Source organism: Parabacteroides chongii (assembly GCF_029581355.1).
Lineage (GTDB): Bacteria > Bacteroidota > Bacteroidia > Bacteroidales > Tannerellaceae > Parabacteroides > Parabacteroides chongii.
Genome location: NZ_CP120849.1, coordinates 5,366,146 through 5,383,615 on the forward strand (window position 1 = coordinate 5,366,146; position 17,470 = coordinate 5,383,615).

The window sequence follows — 17,470 nt, forward strand, 5'->3', positions numbered from 1 at the left end:
ATTTACGTTCCTTTTTTAAACGACTTATGAAATGAAAAAGACCTGTTTACTATTACTCTTGCTCGTCGGGATAATCTATATACATGAAGGTTTCCGGATTATCAGCGACGATATGCCGGTGAAAAGTACCACCAAAGGTTCCCTATCGGACATTGCCGACGAGGTGATAGCCATTCCGCTGGAAACGAAATCGGACTGCCGGCTGAAATATGCCACACAGATCAAACGCGACAGGAATGAATTGTTCCTGGTTAGCAACGGGCAGCTTTATCATTTCGACTGCTCCGGCAAGTTCGTCAACCGCATTACCAGCAACCAGCATTTCCCCGTTGCCGATTACGTCATCAATCCGCTCGAAAGACAACTGATCGTCATGGATAACGAGGAAAATGTTTATTACTACGATTACGACGGAACGTTGCTGGAAAGGAAAAGCCTTGCCGGAATCAATCCGCTGAAAGCCCCTACCCGCCTGATGTATTACGACCGCCATATCTGGCTGACAGCACAAGCATTGTCACCCTCCAAAGAAGATGCCGACACACAATGCATGGACCAGTGGCTTTACAAATTCGATACGACACTCAACCTGCAGGACGCACGTAAACTGACGGCTGCCGACCTGGGACGTTTCTATCTCGGCACCTGCTTCTCCACGGAGCTTTCTGTTGCCGACGGTAATGTGTATGCCTATTCACCCTCCACGCAACCGGACGAATTACTGGCCGATACACTTTATCTGATCAGCCGGAACCAGCTGAATATCCATAATGATTATTCCTCGATCCTGCCGTTGTGCATTGCCGGACGTTACCTGGTTTCCACTTATTCGAATGCAGCTGACGAAGAAGAGAATTACACGTTCTGTTACGACCGCCGCGAAGAATATGCTTATAATGTAACAGGCGGTTTCGAAGATAATTTCTATCATACGGGAAGAGTACCCGATTTGAAGGCGTTGGATGTTTACAACAGTTCTTTCTGTTACTGCCGATCGGGGGAAGAAGTGAAAAACGCATTTCCGGATCGTACGGAAGAAGATAATCCGGTTCTGTTTATCGTCCGGATGAAGGCATAATGAAAGACCAGGCATTTACCTTCCTAAAATGAATGATGAAGGCAAATACCTGGTCAAAATTTATTCAGGATCAGAATAATCTGCCACAGAAGCGTACTTTCATTACCGGATAAACAGTCAGTTTATCCATAATCTTTGTAAAGCTATCATCTCCATCCGTAAAAGCGTCACCCAAGTCACCGGCACTTGAATAAAGTTTAGGTGAACCATGGAACTGTACACCCAGTTCAAACTGCACACCGATACGATTTTTAGGTACAGCACGCCCGAAGCCCACACCGACATAAGGACGGAATCCATTCACTTTCAGCCCACCGGAAACATTACCATTCTTATCCACCGGAATAGTCTGGTCGCCGATAACGATTCCGGCAAAACCTTCATGCTGCACGTACTCAGCCAGTTCATCACTATGTCCGTCTATCTTCAGCAACTTAGAACCACCGAAATAAGCACCGGCAGTCACAAAGAAAGAGGAAGCATTAGGGAACGGATAAAAATTGACCAGCAATTCACCGGAAGCACGCTTTGTGCTACCTGTCATATCAAGAGAACGCACCTCAGGTTTCGAATTAACACCTTCATCCACAGCAACCAGGTCTACATCCACATCTGTATTAATGTGAATACCCGGCATGATTGAAACACCTCCGCGAATAGCAAAATAAGGCGTGACAGGAGTTGCCACATCGACACCGATACCTATCGTACCGGCACTTACACCTACCGAAAGAGAGTTGAAAATTCCCAGTTCCTTCTGAGCGGAAACGGGATTAAACAATACGTTCAGGCATACGAATGCCCAAAGGAAAATCACCTTTTTCATACTAATAGAGTTTAATATTGTATACTAGTTCTGAGTTTACTGCTATATACCAGTCAGTCCGCGAAAGTACGAAAAAAGGGAATGACATAAAAAAAGTGGTGCATGAATTACTCCTGCACCACTTCCTTTTAACATATCGGATAGAATTTTATTCTTCGTCTTCGCTCAGATCTTCCTTCATATTATGGAAAACATTCTGAACGTCATCGTCTTCTTCCAGCTTTTCGATCAGCTTATCCAGTGCTTCACGCTGTTCGGCAGTCACTTCTTTCAAGTCGTTCGGGATACGGACAAACTCGCTGCTTGTGATCTCAAAGCCATTCTCTTCAAGATATTTCTGAATAGCCGAGTTCTGTGCAAACTCGCCGTAGATAACCACTTCTTCTTCGTCCTCATCTACTTCATCCACACCATAGTCGATCAGTTCGAGTTCCAGGTCTTCCAGTGAAATGCCTTCCTTCTTCGCAATATGGAATACGCACTTATGGTCGAACAGAAATTCAAGGCTACCGCTTGTACCCAGCGAACCACCGTGTTTATTGAAATAGCTACGCACGTTTGCAACCGTACGGGTAGTGTTATCAGTCGCTGTTTCCACGAAGATAGCGATACCATACGGGCCGTATCCTTCATAGTTCATTTCCTTATAACCGGTGAAGTCTTTTTCTACAGCACGTTTAATGGCACGTTCAACATTGTCCTTCGGCATGTTCTCCTTCTTCGCGTTCTGCATCAATGCACGCAAGTGGGGATTGTTTTCCGGATCAGGACCGCCCGCTTTCGCTGCAATAGTGATTTCCTTACCCAGTTTCGTGAATACGCGGGCCATATTGCCCCAACGTTTAAATTTTCTTGCTTTACGGAACTCAAACGCTCTTCCCATATTATATGAATGTTTTTATTGTTATAAATGAATCATTATCTCAATGATGCGCCCAGTTTGTCTTCCAGGTTCTTCCGGATCTTCTGCATGATCGCATCGATTTGTTTGTCGTTCAATGTCTTTGTCTCATCCTGCAGGAAGAAACTTACGGCATACGATTTCTTTCCTGCCGGCAGGTTCTTGCCTTCGTAAACGTCGAACAGGGAGATATCCTTCAGAAGCTTACGCTCACTGTCGCGGGCAATCTTCTCGATTTCGGCAAATTGTACCGACTTGTCAAGCAACAACGCCAAGTCACGTTTTACTGCCGGGAACTTAGATATCTCAGAGAAAGTAACCTTGCTCTTCTTCGTTTCTTTCATCAGCAGTGTCCAGGATAATTCGGCAAAATATACGTCAAAGTCAATATCCATCGCCTTGCATATCTTACGGCTGACAATACCGAAAGTACCCAGCTCGCGTCCTGAACCGGTCGTGATACTGATACCTGACGAATAGATATCGTTGCTCAGGTTTCCGAAGATCACTTTCTTTCTGTCGACACCCAGGCGTGCCAGGATGTTTTCAACATAAGCCTTCAGTTCGTATACGCTGGATTTCTCGTCGGCATGTGCCCAACTATTCTCTACACGGTTACCGCAAACCCATAATCCCAAACGATAGTCTTCCGAGAACTCAGCCAAAGTTGCGTCTTCGCGTTTCTTTTCAACATTATAATCGTAGCAGTTTCCGAATTCGAAGAAACGGATATTGCCGTTCTTACGTTTCGCATTGTGTTCGATACTTTCCAGACCGCCGAACAACAACGTCTGACGCATACCGTTCAGGTCTGCACTTAACGGGTTCATCAGCATGACGCAATGAGAAACCGGATAAGTAGTCAGTTCGTCGTAATAAGCGGAACGAGTCAACGAATTGTTCATGATCTCATTGAAGCCCGAACCGCAAAGCTGTTCAGAGATCAGATTCTGCAACTGGTAACCACGGTCGGTAGCTGTCTTGTAGCTCAGATTCGATTTTACATTTTCACTGAACTCTACATTATTATATCCGTAGATACGGAGAATATCTTCAATGACATCGACATCACGCTGTACGTCGATACGGTAAACCGGTACATGGATAGTCAGACCTTCTTCAGTCTCTGAAACGATTTCCATTTCCAGACTTTCCAGAATGCTCTTAACCGTTTCCACCGGAATATCCTTACCGATCAGGGCATTGATCTTATTATAAGTCAGTTCGACCGTATAAGGCAGCATCGGACTCGGATAGACATCCTGAATAGCACCGGTGATCTTACCGCCAGCTACTTCCTGGATCAACAAAGCGGCACGCTTCAAGACATAAATGGTATTGTTAGCATCCAGCCCACGTTCGAAACGGAAAGAGGCATCGGTATTCAAGCCGAAACGACGAGCTGTCTTACGGATCCATGTCGGATGGAAACAAGCTGATTCCAGGAACACATCCGTAGTCTGTTCCGTCACACCTGAATCGAGACCACCGAACACACCACCGATACACATCGCTTCTTCCGTGTTGCAGATCATCAGGTCGCGATCGGTCAACGTACGTTCAACACCGTCCAAAGTAACGAATTTCGTTCCTTCCGGCTGTGTCTTCACGATCACTTTGTTTCCTTTCACTTTACCTGCATCGAACGAGTGCAGAGGCTGCCCCATTTCGTGCAACACATAGTTGGTCACGTCCACTACATTATTAATAGGACGCAGACCGATTATAGTCAAACGGTTCTTCAACCATTCCGGACTTTCTTTTACCGTTACACCTTTGATCGTCACGCCGGAGTAACGCGGGCAGGCTTCCGTATTTTCAACGATCACTTCGATAGCCGGAGTTTCATCGTCGATCTTGAACGCGTCTACCGACGGGCGTTTCAAAGCTGCCGGCTTAGCGTTTTGTTTCAGATAAGCAGCCAGGTCGCGGGCTACACCGAAATGAGAGGTTCCGTCCACACGGTTCGGAGTGATATCCACTTCGAGTACGTAGTCGCTCTTTACATTATAATACTCCTTCGCCGGAGTTCCTACAACTGCGTCAGCCGGCAGTACGATAATACCCGCATGGTCTGTTCCGATACCGATCTCGTCTTCCGCACAGATCATACCGTTCGATTCAACACCACGAATCTTCGAGCGTTTGATCGTAAAGACTTCATCACCGTCATACAGTTTCGTACCGTTCACAGCAACGACCACTTTCTGGCCTGCTGCCACATTAGGTGCGCCACAAACGATCTGTAAAGGTTCTTCACCGCCTACATTTACAGTGGTAATATGCAGGTGATCAGAGTTCGGGTGTTCCACACAGGTAAGAACTTCACCGATAACCAATCCTTCCAGTCCACCTTTGATTGTTTGAACTTCTTCAACTCCGCCGGTTTCCAAACCGATAGAGGTTAGTGCTGCTGATACTTCTTCAGGCTGCAAGTCGAAATCAAGATACTCTTTCAGCCAGTTGTAAGATATATTCATTGTTCTAAAATTTATTCAATCAAGTTACTATGCGTCTGCGGTATTTCCCGCTTACGGCAATTTGACTGGCAAAAGTACAAATAATAGAACTATTATTCAAAACGTGCACTGACTTTATTCTCACATTGCCGGAAAAATCTTATAAATCAATGAATAATATCGGCAATTCATTTCGATATTCCTTGCCTAATACAAAAAATCACTCTACCTTAGATGCGCATTTTCAACCGATAAGATTAGCTTGAATACTAAGAAAGCGTTTTGAAAATCAAATCTAACATTCTAAAACACTAGTATTCTTTATTATAACGATATGTCTGGCAAATATTTATCGGTACAATTCATACTTTTCCCGTTGTTGGCTCTCCTGCTTTTCAACTCCTGTTCGCAGGCCGCAAAGAAAAAACATATATTGATCATTCAATCGTATGAATCCAGTTTTCCTGCCTATAAGGAAATGAAAAAGATCCTGGCATCCCGATTACAGAAAAAAGACATACAAGCAGAAGTCTATTCCTACTATCTGGACTGTGAACAGAATCTGGAGAAAAAGCAAAAAATAAATCTTTTCGGGAAGCTGAACGAACTGTGCCCCTGGAAGCCTGACATCATCCTGACTTTCGACGACCAGGCATTGAATATTTTACTAAGTTGCGGCCATCCGTGCATAGCCACGATTCCGGTTGTTTTCACCGGAGTGAATTATCCCAATGCTTCTTTTATTCAAAAATATCCCAATATTACCGGCTTCCACGACAAGCCGGATTATAAAACAAATATCAAACTGATTGAACAGCTGATCGGAAAATGTATCGTAGTCAGGGTTACCGACGGAGAGTACATCGATCAACTTATCTTAAAAGACATGAACGAGCAGATCAAAAACATCTGCAAAATGAACGACCTTTACTCGCCTGACAGGATACGCATCTCCGGAAAGAACGGCATTTCGCTGAACGGAGAAAAGAAAATAGAACCGGATACCATGTATGTCAGTACGATCAACGGAAAGTCCACGCGATCGCTGGTCAAAGGATTAGGCGAAAATTATTACAATAAAGCCTACCTTGCTACCAAAAGGGATTATCTGACTCTTTCATTGGGACGTTTCAGTTCGTTTCCGGGCTTTTCCGTCATTTATGAAATGATCGGAAGCAACAATGGAGTGGTTGGCGGTTTCGTTTCGCCACTCGAAGATTTGACAATTCTTGCAGCAAACCGTATTGCCAGCATACTGAAAGGAGCTTCTCCCAGTGATTTTTCACAGATCACAGAAACCAGCAAAGCCTATATCTTCGATTATAAAGTACTGGAGCAATGGGGTATCAGCAGAAGCAAATTACCCGCCGGTTCCCTGTTCGTAAACATGCCTTTTTATATACAGTATAAAATATATATCATATTCTTGCTTATTCTGGTCGGAATCTCATTCATCATCATTATCACTTATCAACGGATACTCTATAAGAGAGAGAATGCACGTAAAATAGAAATACAGGAGAACCTAAGGCAGGAAAAGGAATTTCTCTCATTCGCCCTGGAAAGCGGTAACATTTTTACTTTCCGTTACAAAAACGGTACATTCCTATTCGACAAAGAGTTTTATCATTATCTGGATATGCCGGAAGAGCCAATCAGCGCAGACCGTTTCCAACAGGCCATTCATCCAAGCGAACAGGCTGACTTTCTATTAAACCGCTATAAGCTGGATCATGGCTTCACTTCCCGTCAGATTACCAGAAGACGATACGACTTTAACAAAAAGGGATACCTTTGGTGGGAATTCCGTTATGCACAAAACACCAATCTAAACAGTCAGAGCGCAGACAATCAGGTCGAAGTAAACGGTCTATGCTTGAATATCCAGCATACAAAAGATACAGAACAGGAACTGATCGATGCCCGCAAAAAAGCAGAAGAATCGGATCAGATGAAATCTGTGTTCCTGGCTAATATGAGCCATGAAATACGTACGCCGCTGAATGCGATAGTCGGTTTCTCCCAGCTGATAGCTTCCGAAGAGATGCAGCTGGAAGACGAAGAAAAAAAAGAGTTTATCAGTCTGATCAACAAGAACAGCGATCAATTGCTTAAACTGATCAACGACATACTCGATTTGTCACGTATAGAATCCGGTCATATTTCATTCGCCTACGAAATATGTAATCTGAGCGAACTGATGGATGATGTCTATAATACGCACCGGCTACTGATGCCTGACGGAGTGGAGTTACGAAAGAAAGTACCTGAAAAACCAGCGATCATTAATACCGACCGCATCCGCTTAACCCAGGTTCTTACAAACTTCATCAATAATGCCACAAAATTTACGGAAGAAGGATATATCGAAATCAAGTATGAATACAGCGACGATAACCGGTTCATCCTGCTTTCTGTCAAAGATACGGGGAAAGGCATTCCCCAGGAAAAGATAAAGCAAGTATTCGAACGCTTTCAGAAACTGGATGAGTTTGCCAAAGGTACGGGTTTGGGACTTGCGATCAGCCAAAGTATCATCAGGACTTTCAAAGGGACGATCCAGCTGGAATCCGAAGAAGGGAAAGGCAGCAAATTTATAGTATCACTGCCTTATGAACCATCCTCACTCGGTCAGTAATTTATTCGCTTTGGCTTCTTCACGCCACTGAGGTACTACTGTTTTCAGGAATATCTCCTTGGCTTCATTTTCGGCTTTCATATCAAGGCCGATATATCTTTGGGCTTTCTCTTTCGTGGAGATATCCGGCATAGGAACATCGCCTGAATATCCCAGTTTGAAAAGAACTTTCATTATATCCATCTGTGCCTGCAGGGTTTTATCGATACCGTTTCCCATTATACGCAACACTTCCTGCGATGCATGAAAAGACGCTCCGTGAGATGCAACACAAAAGTCCCAACGCCATTGTGCCTGCCGGATTAATTTCAATATATTTTTCATTTGCTCTTCCGTTGCTCCCCGATCCCATGCAAACTTAGCCTCGATATGGGTTTTCGCTAATTCTGTTTCCAACCGTTCACGTATTTCAGCCACTCTGATCTGACGGGTATATACATCCTGCCGTAAAGTTTCTTCCGTCTCACGATGGCAGGTCTGACAGGTCCGGTCGATCATAGCCAGAGGACTTTGTATATGGTGATCGTTATAGCCTTCCTGATTTTCGCCCACATACGGCATGTGGCATTCTCCGCAAGAGACTCCCCGGCGGGCATGAATACCCATCTGTGCCAGTTCATAATCGGGATGCTGTGCTTTCAACAAAGGGGCTCTGCTCAATTTATGAATATAATCGGAGAAGTCCATCCGGTCATAATATTCCTCGATATCTTCTACCGAATATCCATTATCCCAAGGTATGACTACCCGTTTATCTTCCTTTGAAAAATAATATTCACAATGACACTGAGCACAGACCAGCGAACGCATTTCCTGTTCCGAGACATTATCGATGTTCATTCCTTTCCGCGTACAGGCTTCCGTCAGAAATAAACGAGGTATGTGCAACTCCATACTCTCCGGATCATGGCAATCTGCACAAGCGACCGGATTCACGATCTCACTGCCCCAGCCTGCCCATTTCCTTTTATAAAAAGCTTCCCGGCCTACTTGCTCGATCAGACGTGGAGCATCCGAGCTTTTACAAGCCCAACAAGCAGCCGGTTGAGGGCCATCCTCTTTTCCTTTTGGAGCACCGGTCCTTAAACTGAGATCCATATCTTCGATTGCATACATATGCCCTCTCGGTGTATTATAACTTTTAGAAAATGCATATCCGGCCCACAGAATAACCAGGTTTGGACGTTCAGCCAAAAGGTCTACCGCTTGATTTCCATTAAACAGACTGGTAAAACTCGTATCCGTCGTATTTTTCCAGCTCCGGTATTCATTTGAATTACGTAGTTCGAGCTTATCCGTTGATAAATTCTCATTTATTCCCTGATTTCCTGTATTTACATCATCGATAAAAGTAATGTTATCCTCCCCGGTAAAACAATATACGACAGACGCAACCAAGCTTCCCAGTATGATTCCTCCTAATAGTAAATAATGATATTTTATATTTAGTTTTTTATTCATCCAAATCAATTTGTTCATTCAACCCTACGCCATTCAAAAAGCTTTGATTTTCCAAAGTTTCAGACCACGACACAAATTTAGTAAAAAGATATAACGAGCCAAGATTTATCACCTATTTATAACAGAAAAAGATTAAATGCCACTCTGCATATCCTCCGTTCCCGAACGATTCTTATACCTATTTGCATACGCATCCCAAATAATATCGTATTTTTGCATCGTTTTATCAGATAAAAATATCCAACGAGAGATTCCTATTATGCGTATCGACATACTTACCGTACTTCCTGAGATGATTGATGGAATGATTAATTGCTCCATCGTAAAGCGGGCACAGGACAAGGGCCTGGCTGAAATCCATTTACATAACCTGCGTGACTACACCACTAACAAATGGAGACGTGTCGACGATTATCCTTTTGGCGGCGAAGCCGGAATGGTGATGCAGATCGAACCCATCGACCGGGCTATCTCTGCCTTAAAAAGCGAACGGGAGTACGACGAAGTGATTTATACTTCGCCCGATGGTGAGACATTCAACCAACCGATGGCGAACAGTATGTCATTATTAAATAATATGATCATCTTATGCGGTCATTATAAGGGTATAGACTATCGCATCCGGGAACATCTGATCACCAAAGAGATATCGGTAGGCGATTATGTACTGACGGGCGGCGAACTGGCGGCTGCCATCATTACCGATGCGGTCGTACGGCTGATACCCGGTGCCATCGGTGACGAACAAAGTGCCCTTTCCGATTCTTTCCAGGATGATTTGCTGGCTCCGCCGGTTTATTCACGACCGGCAGAATATAAGGGATGGAAAGTTCCTGATGTCCTCCTTTCCGGACACCAGCGGAAAATAGACGAATGGCGTTTGCAGCAGGCACACGAACGGACTGCACGATTACGTCCGGACTTATTGAAAGAGAAATGATTATATACGAAAGGCGCAGAATGAATATCGTTCTACGCCTTTTCTCTGTTAACTACCTATTTTATTAAAATACACAAATGACTCTTTTTCTGTCGCGCCATCAATTGGGCTATATATAATGAACGGGGGAATATATTGATCTCATTCTGTCCTTCCCAGATGCCATACGGGCGGTCCGTAAAATGACCGGGATACTTCTCCCCTTTCAGTCCGATACAATAATTCTTCCCGGAAGTCCACGGATTCTGTACAGCAGCACGTTTTACCCGGCAATTCCATAATACCTGTGTCACGCCTGCCCAACCATGTCCGCTCCCCATCTGACCGCGATCTTGCACATTTATTTCCCCATCGGTTACAATATTATCATACAAAGTTCCGACAGACCAGCGATGATGGGGGCCTATATCAGCAAATGTCTGGGAAGCTGTACAATTATAGAACACATTCGGCCCGCATACCTGAGCACCGGTCACATAATCATGACGACCTTCCGTAGCCTGGCAGTTCATAAAAAGATTCTGCTGTCCCCAGTTATTGAAAGAATAGCGGTATCCGCCAGTTATCAGAGATTTCGATTCCAGGCAACGACAGTCTATCACAGAAACATTTTTGGCAAAACGTTCGCAACTGACAGCGGAGTAACCGAAATAACGGGCAGTAATATTCTTTACCCAGCAGTTCTCCACCTTATCCAGTTCCACAGCGATCCAGCCATGCTCCAAATCTTCGTAATCTTCAAACTCTGATTCGAAACAGATATCAGATACACCGACTTCGCCGATACGACCGTCAAAACGGTACTTATAGATTTCACCCCCGCCATACTTTTTATCCATTTGCATAACGACAGGGTTATCGATGAAAATACGGTTCCCTTCTATTTGGGTAATCTCCCGTTCAAACGCCAGATTATATTCCTGCGGTGTCCATTGGCGCGTACCTTTTCGCTCTACGATCTGATCCATCTTTATATCATGTATCCACTCCTGCGTTCCGGGGCGGTAAACGATCACACGGTCACCCACTTTAAACCCTTCGGTTGAAGAGACACGGAAAGAATGGCTGCCGACCGGTACAAAATCATCTGTGATCTTCACTCTTGTACCCGGAACTTCCTCCATAGTACCGTTACCTTTCACCTGTATCAGTGAACGTCTTTCTTTTCCGGTAGCGATTAAGCAGGTTTCATTGACGTTATCCCCCTCTCCTTTCAGGATAATACCGCCTGTACGGATCGTAATCGTACCGCCAATCTCGTAAACTCCGCGCTTCAATAAAATGGTACCCCGATGTCCGTTCTCATCCGGACTTCTGCGTGAAACTTCATCGATAGCCTGCTGTATCAATGCTCCGCTATCTCCCTCTTTTGCAGGAAGAACCTCTTTCACAACCGGATATGCAGGAATGCTTCTATCTCCATGATGATAACCGACCCGGCTGAAATCCGGAATCGTATTTCCTTCTTCATCCGGGATATATGTCAAAGTGCCCGTATCACTGATCCTGACAAAAGAAGATTGCCATGCCGGAGGTAACTTCGTTTGTGCATTACAAACGAATGTTACCCCGACTGCCAATCCAATTATTACATATTTAAATGCGCCCACTTTATACTCAATCTTCTATGATCACACGGAAACCTACATTATGTACTTTCTGCCAGGGCAGATAAGATTTACGATAGTATGCTGTCGATGTTTTCGGATGGTCGGTCCATGAACCGCCACGAACCACTTTCTCCACTCCGTTACCCTGTACTTTCTCGTTGTACGGGTAAGGCAGATAATCCGAGCGGGTCCATTCGGCAATGTTACCCTGCATATCATACAATCCCCATGGGTTTGCCTGATAACCGCCACCTTTTACCATCAGCATATTGCCGTCGTCTACATTATTATCCTTCGGCTGATAAGTATAATATTTATACCAGGAGTCATTAGGACTCATCGGCTGGGGATTTACACCTCTTACCGCCAGTTTATTCAACTGTTTGTCACCCATATTTTCAAACCGGGAGAAATCGGTATTCAATGCACCGTACCAGAAATCGTCTCCGCTACCGGCACGACATGCCCATTCCCATTGTACCTCTGTCGGTAATGTCACTTTCAGCCCTGTTTTTTCGCTTAACTTCTCACAGAATGCCATTGCTTCTTCCCAGCTGACACGGATAGCAGGTTGTTCCGGATTATTTGCCGGATAACCTTCATGCACATGGTCTTTCCAAAGTTGGTTGACGAAACGGCTGTTATGATCCGGGAAGATCGTACGGAACTGCTCGTTACTTACTTCGATCTCAGCCATCCAAAAACCTTTTTTCACTTCCTGCTTGTTTGCCGGTGAATAATCGGAATGCTTCCGGTTAGTCCCCATGACGAATTTACCTGCCGGGATACGGACAAAGTTCATGACGATACCCGGAGCCAGCTCGATACTTTTCTTCGTTTCCTGTTCTTTTACCAACATCGCTTTTGCTGCATCCGCATCAAACGGCCAGCCTTTTACTTTCACGTCTTTATCCTTATATTCCTGACGTTCAGGTTTTACGGGAGACGGCTTCGGCTGCTTGCTCAGATAGTCTGCATAGCTGCGAATCTCTGCCTGCCAGTCAACGCCCGAACCTGCATATTTATCGGTCAGTTCTATACGACGGCTGATCTGTTCGATGCCATTAAACAGGTTGGCTTTAAACGTACCGTGATAAGGAGCATTAAAGTCAATCCAGTTATAAAGTGTTTTCCATTCCTTATCTGTCAACTCCACACCATGATGACCGGTCTTCAACATCTTGACCAACTGGCTGGTAGATACATGATATTCGTAAGGATTCAGAACTTCAATCTCAGCTTCCGGTCCCTGACGGTGAACATACGGATGCAGGTTCAGATAGCTTTTACCATATCCGGAAAATTCATCGATAGTACCACCGGTGAAATCGGCTAATTTATTGGAACCGTCATGACAGGCGATACAAGCACGGTCCAGGATCGGCTGAACCTCCAGATCAAATGTAAACGGACGTTGTCCTCCTTCCGGCAAGGTGATTGCATGCGGTTTAATCGTCGAAGCGACCACACGTTTCGGAATAGGTATCTGATTTTGGTCTTCATGACAGCCGATGCAGGAAACGGTTTCACCCGGCATACCAGTCAGCCAGCTTCTCATCCATTGCACGGCACGCCCGCATGAATCGAGCGGCTGAAGCGAGATTGGCGTATTCGCCGGTATGGAGAACAAAGCCGAACCGTCTTCTTCTACCGGAACAGTACCCAGCAGGCGTTTTATATCCCATCCGCTTTGTATGCCCTGTGCCCAATGGTCGGACGGTGTTTTGTTATAAGCATATTCGTAAGCAAGTACACGGAAAGCTTTCACCGTACCGCGTGGTACACCTTTCAAACCTTCACCTTCATAAATATCCTGAATAAAGACAGTTGCTTCTTTCGTTCCGGGTTTTGTACGATCCGGAATAACAGGAGGAACCTGCGTTTTCCGTACCGGTATCGGATGGATCAGTCCTTCACCCTCGTATTCTGCAATCAACGTCAGGTTGTCGAATACATCTACCAAATAGATACCCCACAATGCATTCGGATTCAATTTGGCTGTTACCAGGAAATATTTATCGTTCAGAGGATAAGGTTTGATGAACTGGGGCCATACATCATCCACCAAACGGTCTTTTACAATCGGTTCGATCTTCCGGTCACGGAAAGGTAACTCTTGAACCATTCCCAATGTCGATTTACGTCCTTTGGACGGATCGAACAGGATCAGACGACCTGAACGGGCAACGCCATGATGTCCGGAGATAATTCCGATAAAGCCGGATGCCTGACCCGGGATCGGTTTCGCATCGAAAGTACTGTTCGGGAAATAGGCGCCGCTGCCGTAAAGGGCTTTCTGTTCCGTTCCGTCGGGATTCATATGCATGACGAAGCGGGAGAAATAATGGGTAAGGTCGGTATATTCCCAGCGGGTATACATCACCTTTCCGTTATTCATCACTACCGGCGACCAGTTTGCGTCCTGGTCGAATGTCAGACGGCGCAAGGATTTATCTTCCGGATTATATAAAACCATATTACCGACTTCGGAATTCCCGTTCACGCAGGGCACACCGTTGTAACCGATATTGGATACAGCCATGATCTTTCCGGAAGGTAACCAGGTCGCATCAAAAAACTCCAAATCTTTCTCGGGAGATTCGATCAGATTCTTCAATCCTTTTCCATCCATCCCGACTTCGAAAACCTGCCAGCGGTTATCGGTATCGACCATCGAAAACATCACACGGTCTGCATTCCAATGCAATTTCAGGTCAGGTACGGACGATCCGTTATCCGGTTTGAAAATGGTACGCGACTGAACATCACCACGCAGATTCGACAATTCGACGATTTCTGCATTAAACCCACGACGGGAAGCGTTACTTTGATTCGACCAGTTATTATTTTGTGTCCCTAATGCCGGCGGATTGATTTTCCGTGCAGCCGTCCCTATATGATAACGGCCGACGATCAATTTATCCATATCCAGTTCCGGATTTGCCAGCAGGATATCACGTTTCAACTGCAAGGCTTGTTTTGCCTCCTTTATAGTTGTCGCATCATTTGAGTAGATACCGTCAAATCCTTTATTTACCAATGCTTTCAATGTAGAAAGCCTGGATTGGTTGGCAGCCTGGTCAAATGACTTGTTACGTTTCATATCATTAAAAGCCTCTTCGATGGCCCGCACATTCAGCCAGCTCAAAGACTCCTGCAATTCGTATACCTGCATAGCATCCCGTGCTATGTCCAGATAAGCGATCACCTGTTTATCCAACTCTTTTTCCTGATCGGCTGCAGCAATACGAGTTGCAAAATAGCTTTTATCCGCCAGCAAGTCTGCGACCGATTGAGCTATATGTTTTTCTATGTCGGATGTGTAGGTTGTGACCAGTGCTTTCATGTCACCTCCGGCAAACGGAAGGAATTGTGCCGATTCACCCGGAAATCCGGCAATAATCTCTTCGGATAACTCTTTTCCGGTTATCCCCTGTAAGCGGAAAATAACTGTTCCTGTAGAAGAACGGCTTTCCAGTCCGATCTCAGCTTCAAAGCGGACATATTTCTTATCCAAAGGCACGACGATCTGTGCATTAGCATTCGCCATGATCGTCCGCTCATAGGTTTTCCCAGCCATAACGACCGGGACATCTTTCGCATTGGCATTAAAGACCAGACGGCCTGTGCCGGTATCTTTAAATGTATCTTTCAGGTCATTCAGCCAAACTGATGATCCGTCGGCTGCAATCAGCCGGGCATTTGCCCATACTGCCTGGTCGTCGGCTGTACCGTCGACAGTCCCCCAGGTGTAAAGAACCATTTCATCCAGCCCTGTTACATCGGCTGTAAACTTTTCAGCAGCTTTCCTAGCCTTGATCACTTTGGATGCGACCGGAAGAGAGCTTTTCTTCATTTGCTCATAGGCATTCTGTTTGGCTACGGCAATTCTTTCCGGCCAGGAAGCAGGTGTATTCACTTGCTTTTTCTGCTTTTGGGAAAAGGCAGAAAGTGAAAAAGCCATGCAGGCTGATAAAATAATTAATCTCTTTTCCATGATATCTATCTCCTATATTCAGCGAAGGAAGCCCCGCCAATAACAGCGAGGCTCCTCACCCATATTAATTATTAGCGAACGATTAATAGTTCGGATTCTGGATCAAGACTCCGTTAGAGAAGTCGATCTGACTCTGTGGCAACGGGAAATATTCGTGGGCTTTCGACCAAGCCGTTACATGTCCGGCCAATAACGGATCGAGTTCAAGACCATTCAGCTTATCCATGATCTTCCAACGTTTCATATCATAATAACGAATCAACTCAAATGGTGTCTCAACGCGACGTTCATGTCGGATGGCCTCACGCATCTGATCCTGAGTCAGATTAGCTGCCAAATCGTCTAATCCGGCACGCTTACGTACCTGATTTACCATATCGGCGGCACCAGTAATACCCAGTTCATTAGCTGCTTCAGCTTTCAACAATAACAATTCACCCCAACGCAAGAAAACCCAATCTTGTTCACTACGAGTACTAGCCTGCCACATATCGCCATCTTTCATCAATGGGGTCAACCATTTCACCATAGCTTTCTTTAAGTCACTTCTATTCAAAGAAACAACTTCACCGCCCGGCCATTGGTACTTATCATCGAAAGCTACGATCTGTCCTAAACGATTATCACCTTCTTCATACTCATTCGTCAGGTTTGCAACCGGACGAACTCCGGAATAATTACCATATATATGGTCAAAATTATTATAGTTATTCGGAGCCAAGAACTTAATAGAGAAAAGGATTTCCGGACTAGATTCTTGTGTATCATAAGTGAAGTTATCAGCATAACGATCAGCCAAAGAGTACCCTTTGATTTCGTCCAACAAATTATAAGCTTCCTGAACCTCATCACGATTAGCCACTTTTCCGTCTTCTCCAAAAGCATGGAACATAAGTACACGAGCTTTCAGTGCTTTTGCTGCACCTTTTGTTACATGTCCGCCGGATCCCTTATAAGTTTTATCATCCAATTTATCAATCGCAGTCTGTAAATCGGCAATCAAATTCTTATATACATTATCAAGCGTTTCTTTCGGCATATTTTGTGTCGTAAGATCCAACGGCATCGTTGGATACGGAACTTCACCATAACACAGATAAAGCAGATAGTAGCAATAAGAGCGCAGGAACATAATTTCACCTTCATATTGGTTACGAACATTACTCATGTCCCCACCTTGATAATTTTTCAACTGATATAAAAAGATATTCATACGAGTAATAGCCTCATATGCTTCCTTATAAAGATCCGGAACAAATCCCTGCATGGACGGGTCTATATTATCAGCCTGAATCAAGTCCGTTTTATATACATAACTGGAACCGGAGCTACCATAACCATTGTCTGTCAAACAATCATAAACAACCATTCCATAAGATAATGTTTTAGCTTGCATACCTTGATAACAGCCGGTCAAAGCCGAATCAAAATCAGATTTTGATTGCCAGAAAATACTTTCTGACGGAGAAGTTGTCGGAGGAGTATCCAAAATATCAGAACAGGAAGACACTGTCATCATACCGGCAACCAATAGTGAAATATATGATAGTTTATTCATTT

10 protein-coding genes are annotated in these 17,470 nt (G+C 44.7%); 3 read left to right on the forward strand and 7 right to left on the reverse strand.

The window, feature by feature from the left end:
- Window positions 1-31 precede the first annotated feature (31 nt).
- Complete coding sequence (locus P3L47_RS20680) at window positions 32-1,078, forward strand: 6-bladed beta-propeller (protein ID WP_277781979.1); 1,047 nt, start codon at window positions 32-34, stop codon at window positions 1,076-1,078.
- 70 nt (window positions 1,079-1,148) lie between these two features.
- Here P3L47_RS20680 and P3L47_RS20685 read toward each other — a convergent pair whose 3' ends face one another.
- The 3 genes from P3L47_RS20685 to pheT form a co-directional block, all read right to left on the reverse strand.
- The gene (locus P3L47_RS20685) at window positions 1,149-1,904 is read right to left on the reverse strand and encodes a hypothetical protein (protein ID WP_277781980.1); all 756 of its coding nucleotides are present in this window, start codon (window positions 1,902-1,904) and stop codon (window positions 1,149-1,151) included.
- 148 nt (window positions 1,905-2,052) lie between these two features.
- The gene (locus P3L47_RS20690) at window positions 2,053-2,787 is read right to left on the reverse strand and encodes a YebC/PmpR family DNA-binding transcriptional regulator (protein ID WP_122361562.1); all 735 of its coding nucleotides are present in this window, start codon (window positions 2,785-2,787) and stop codon (window positions 2,053-2,055) included.
- 35 nt (window positions 2,788-2,822) lie between these two features.
- Window positions 2,823-5,285, reverse strand: coding sequence for a phenylalanine--tRNA ligase subunit beta (gene pheT, locus P3L47_RS20695; protein ID WP_277781981.1), 2,463 nt, complete (start codon window positions 5,283-5,285; stop codon window positions 2,823-2,825).
- Window positions 5,286-5,598: 313 nt separating this feature from the next.
- On the opposite strand from pheT, the gene P3L47_RS20700 reads away from it, so the two are divergent.
- Entirely contained in the window at window positions 5,599-7,902 is a 2,304-nt protein-coding gene (locus tag P3L47_RS20700; RefSeq protein WP_277781982.1) for a sensor histidine kinase, read from the forward strand.
- Here the strand turns inward: P3L47_RS20700 and nrfA are convergent.
- A complete protein-coding gene (gene nrfA / locus P3L47_RS20705) occupies window positions 7,888-9,363 on the reverse strand; it encodes an ammonia-forming cytochrome c nitrite reductase (RefSeq protein ID WP_277781983.1) in 1,476 nt (491 codons plus the stop codon). The two genes, P3L47_RS20700 and nrfA, sit on opposite strands and share 15 nt — an antisense overlap.
- Window positions 9,364-9,622: 259 nt before the next feature.
- Between nrfA and trmD the strand changes: the two genes are divergently transcribed.
- Window positions 9,623-10,303, forward strand: a complete 681-nt coding sequence (trmD, locus tag P3L47_RS20710; RefSeq protein ID WP_122361558.1) for a tRNA (guanosine(37)-N1)-methyltransferase TrmD — start codon at window positions 9,623-9,625, stop codon at window positions 10,301-10,303.
- A gap of 56 nt (window positions 10,304-10,359) precedes the next feature.
- Here the strand turns inward: trmD and P3L47_RS20715 are convergent, their stop codons facing one another.
- The 3 genes from P3L47_RS20715 to P3L47_RS20725 form a co-directional block, all read right to left on the reverse strand.
- Window positions 10,360-11,913 (reverse strand): hypothetical protein, encoded by a 1,554-nt coding sequence (locus P3L47_RS20715; RefSeq protein ID WP_277781984.1) that lies wholly within the window; start codon window positions 11,911-11,913, stop codon window positions 10,360-10,362.
- A 7-nt stretch (window positions 11,914-11,920) separates the two neighbouring features.
- Window positions 11,921-15,910: an SUMF1/EgtB/PvdO family nonheme iron enzyme gene (locus P3L47_RS20720; RefSeq protein ID WP_277781985.1), complete on the reverse strand. Its 3,990-nt coding sequence runs from the start codon at window positions 15,908-15,910 to the stop codon at window positions 11,921-11,923.
- 82 nt (window positions 15,911-15,992) lie between these two features.
- Window positions 15,993-17,468 carry a RagB/SusD family nutrient uptake outer membrane protein gene (locus P3L47_RS20725; protein WP_122361702.1) on the reverse strand — a complete coding sequence of 492 codons (1,476 nt, stop codon included), beginning with the start codon at window positions 17,466-17,468 and terminating at the stop codon, window positions 15,993-15,995.
- Between the last annotated feature and the right edge of the window lie 2 nt (window positions 17,469-17,470).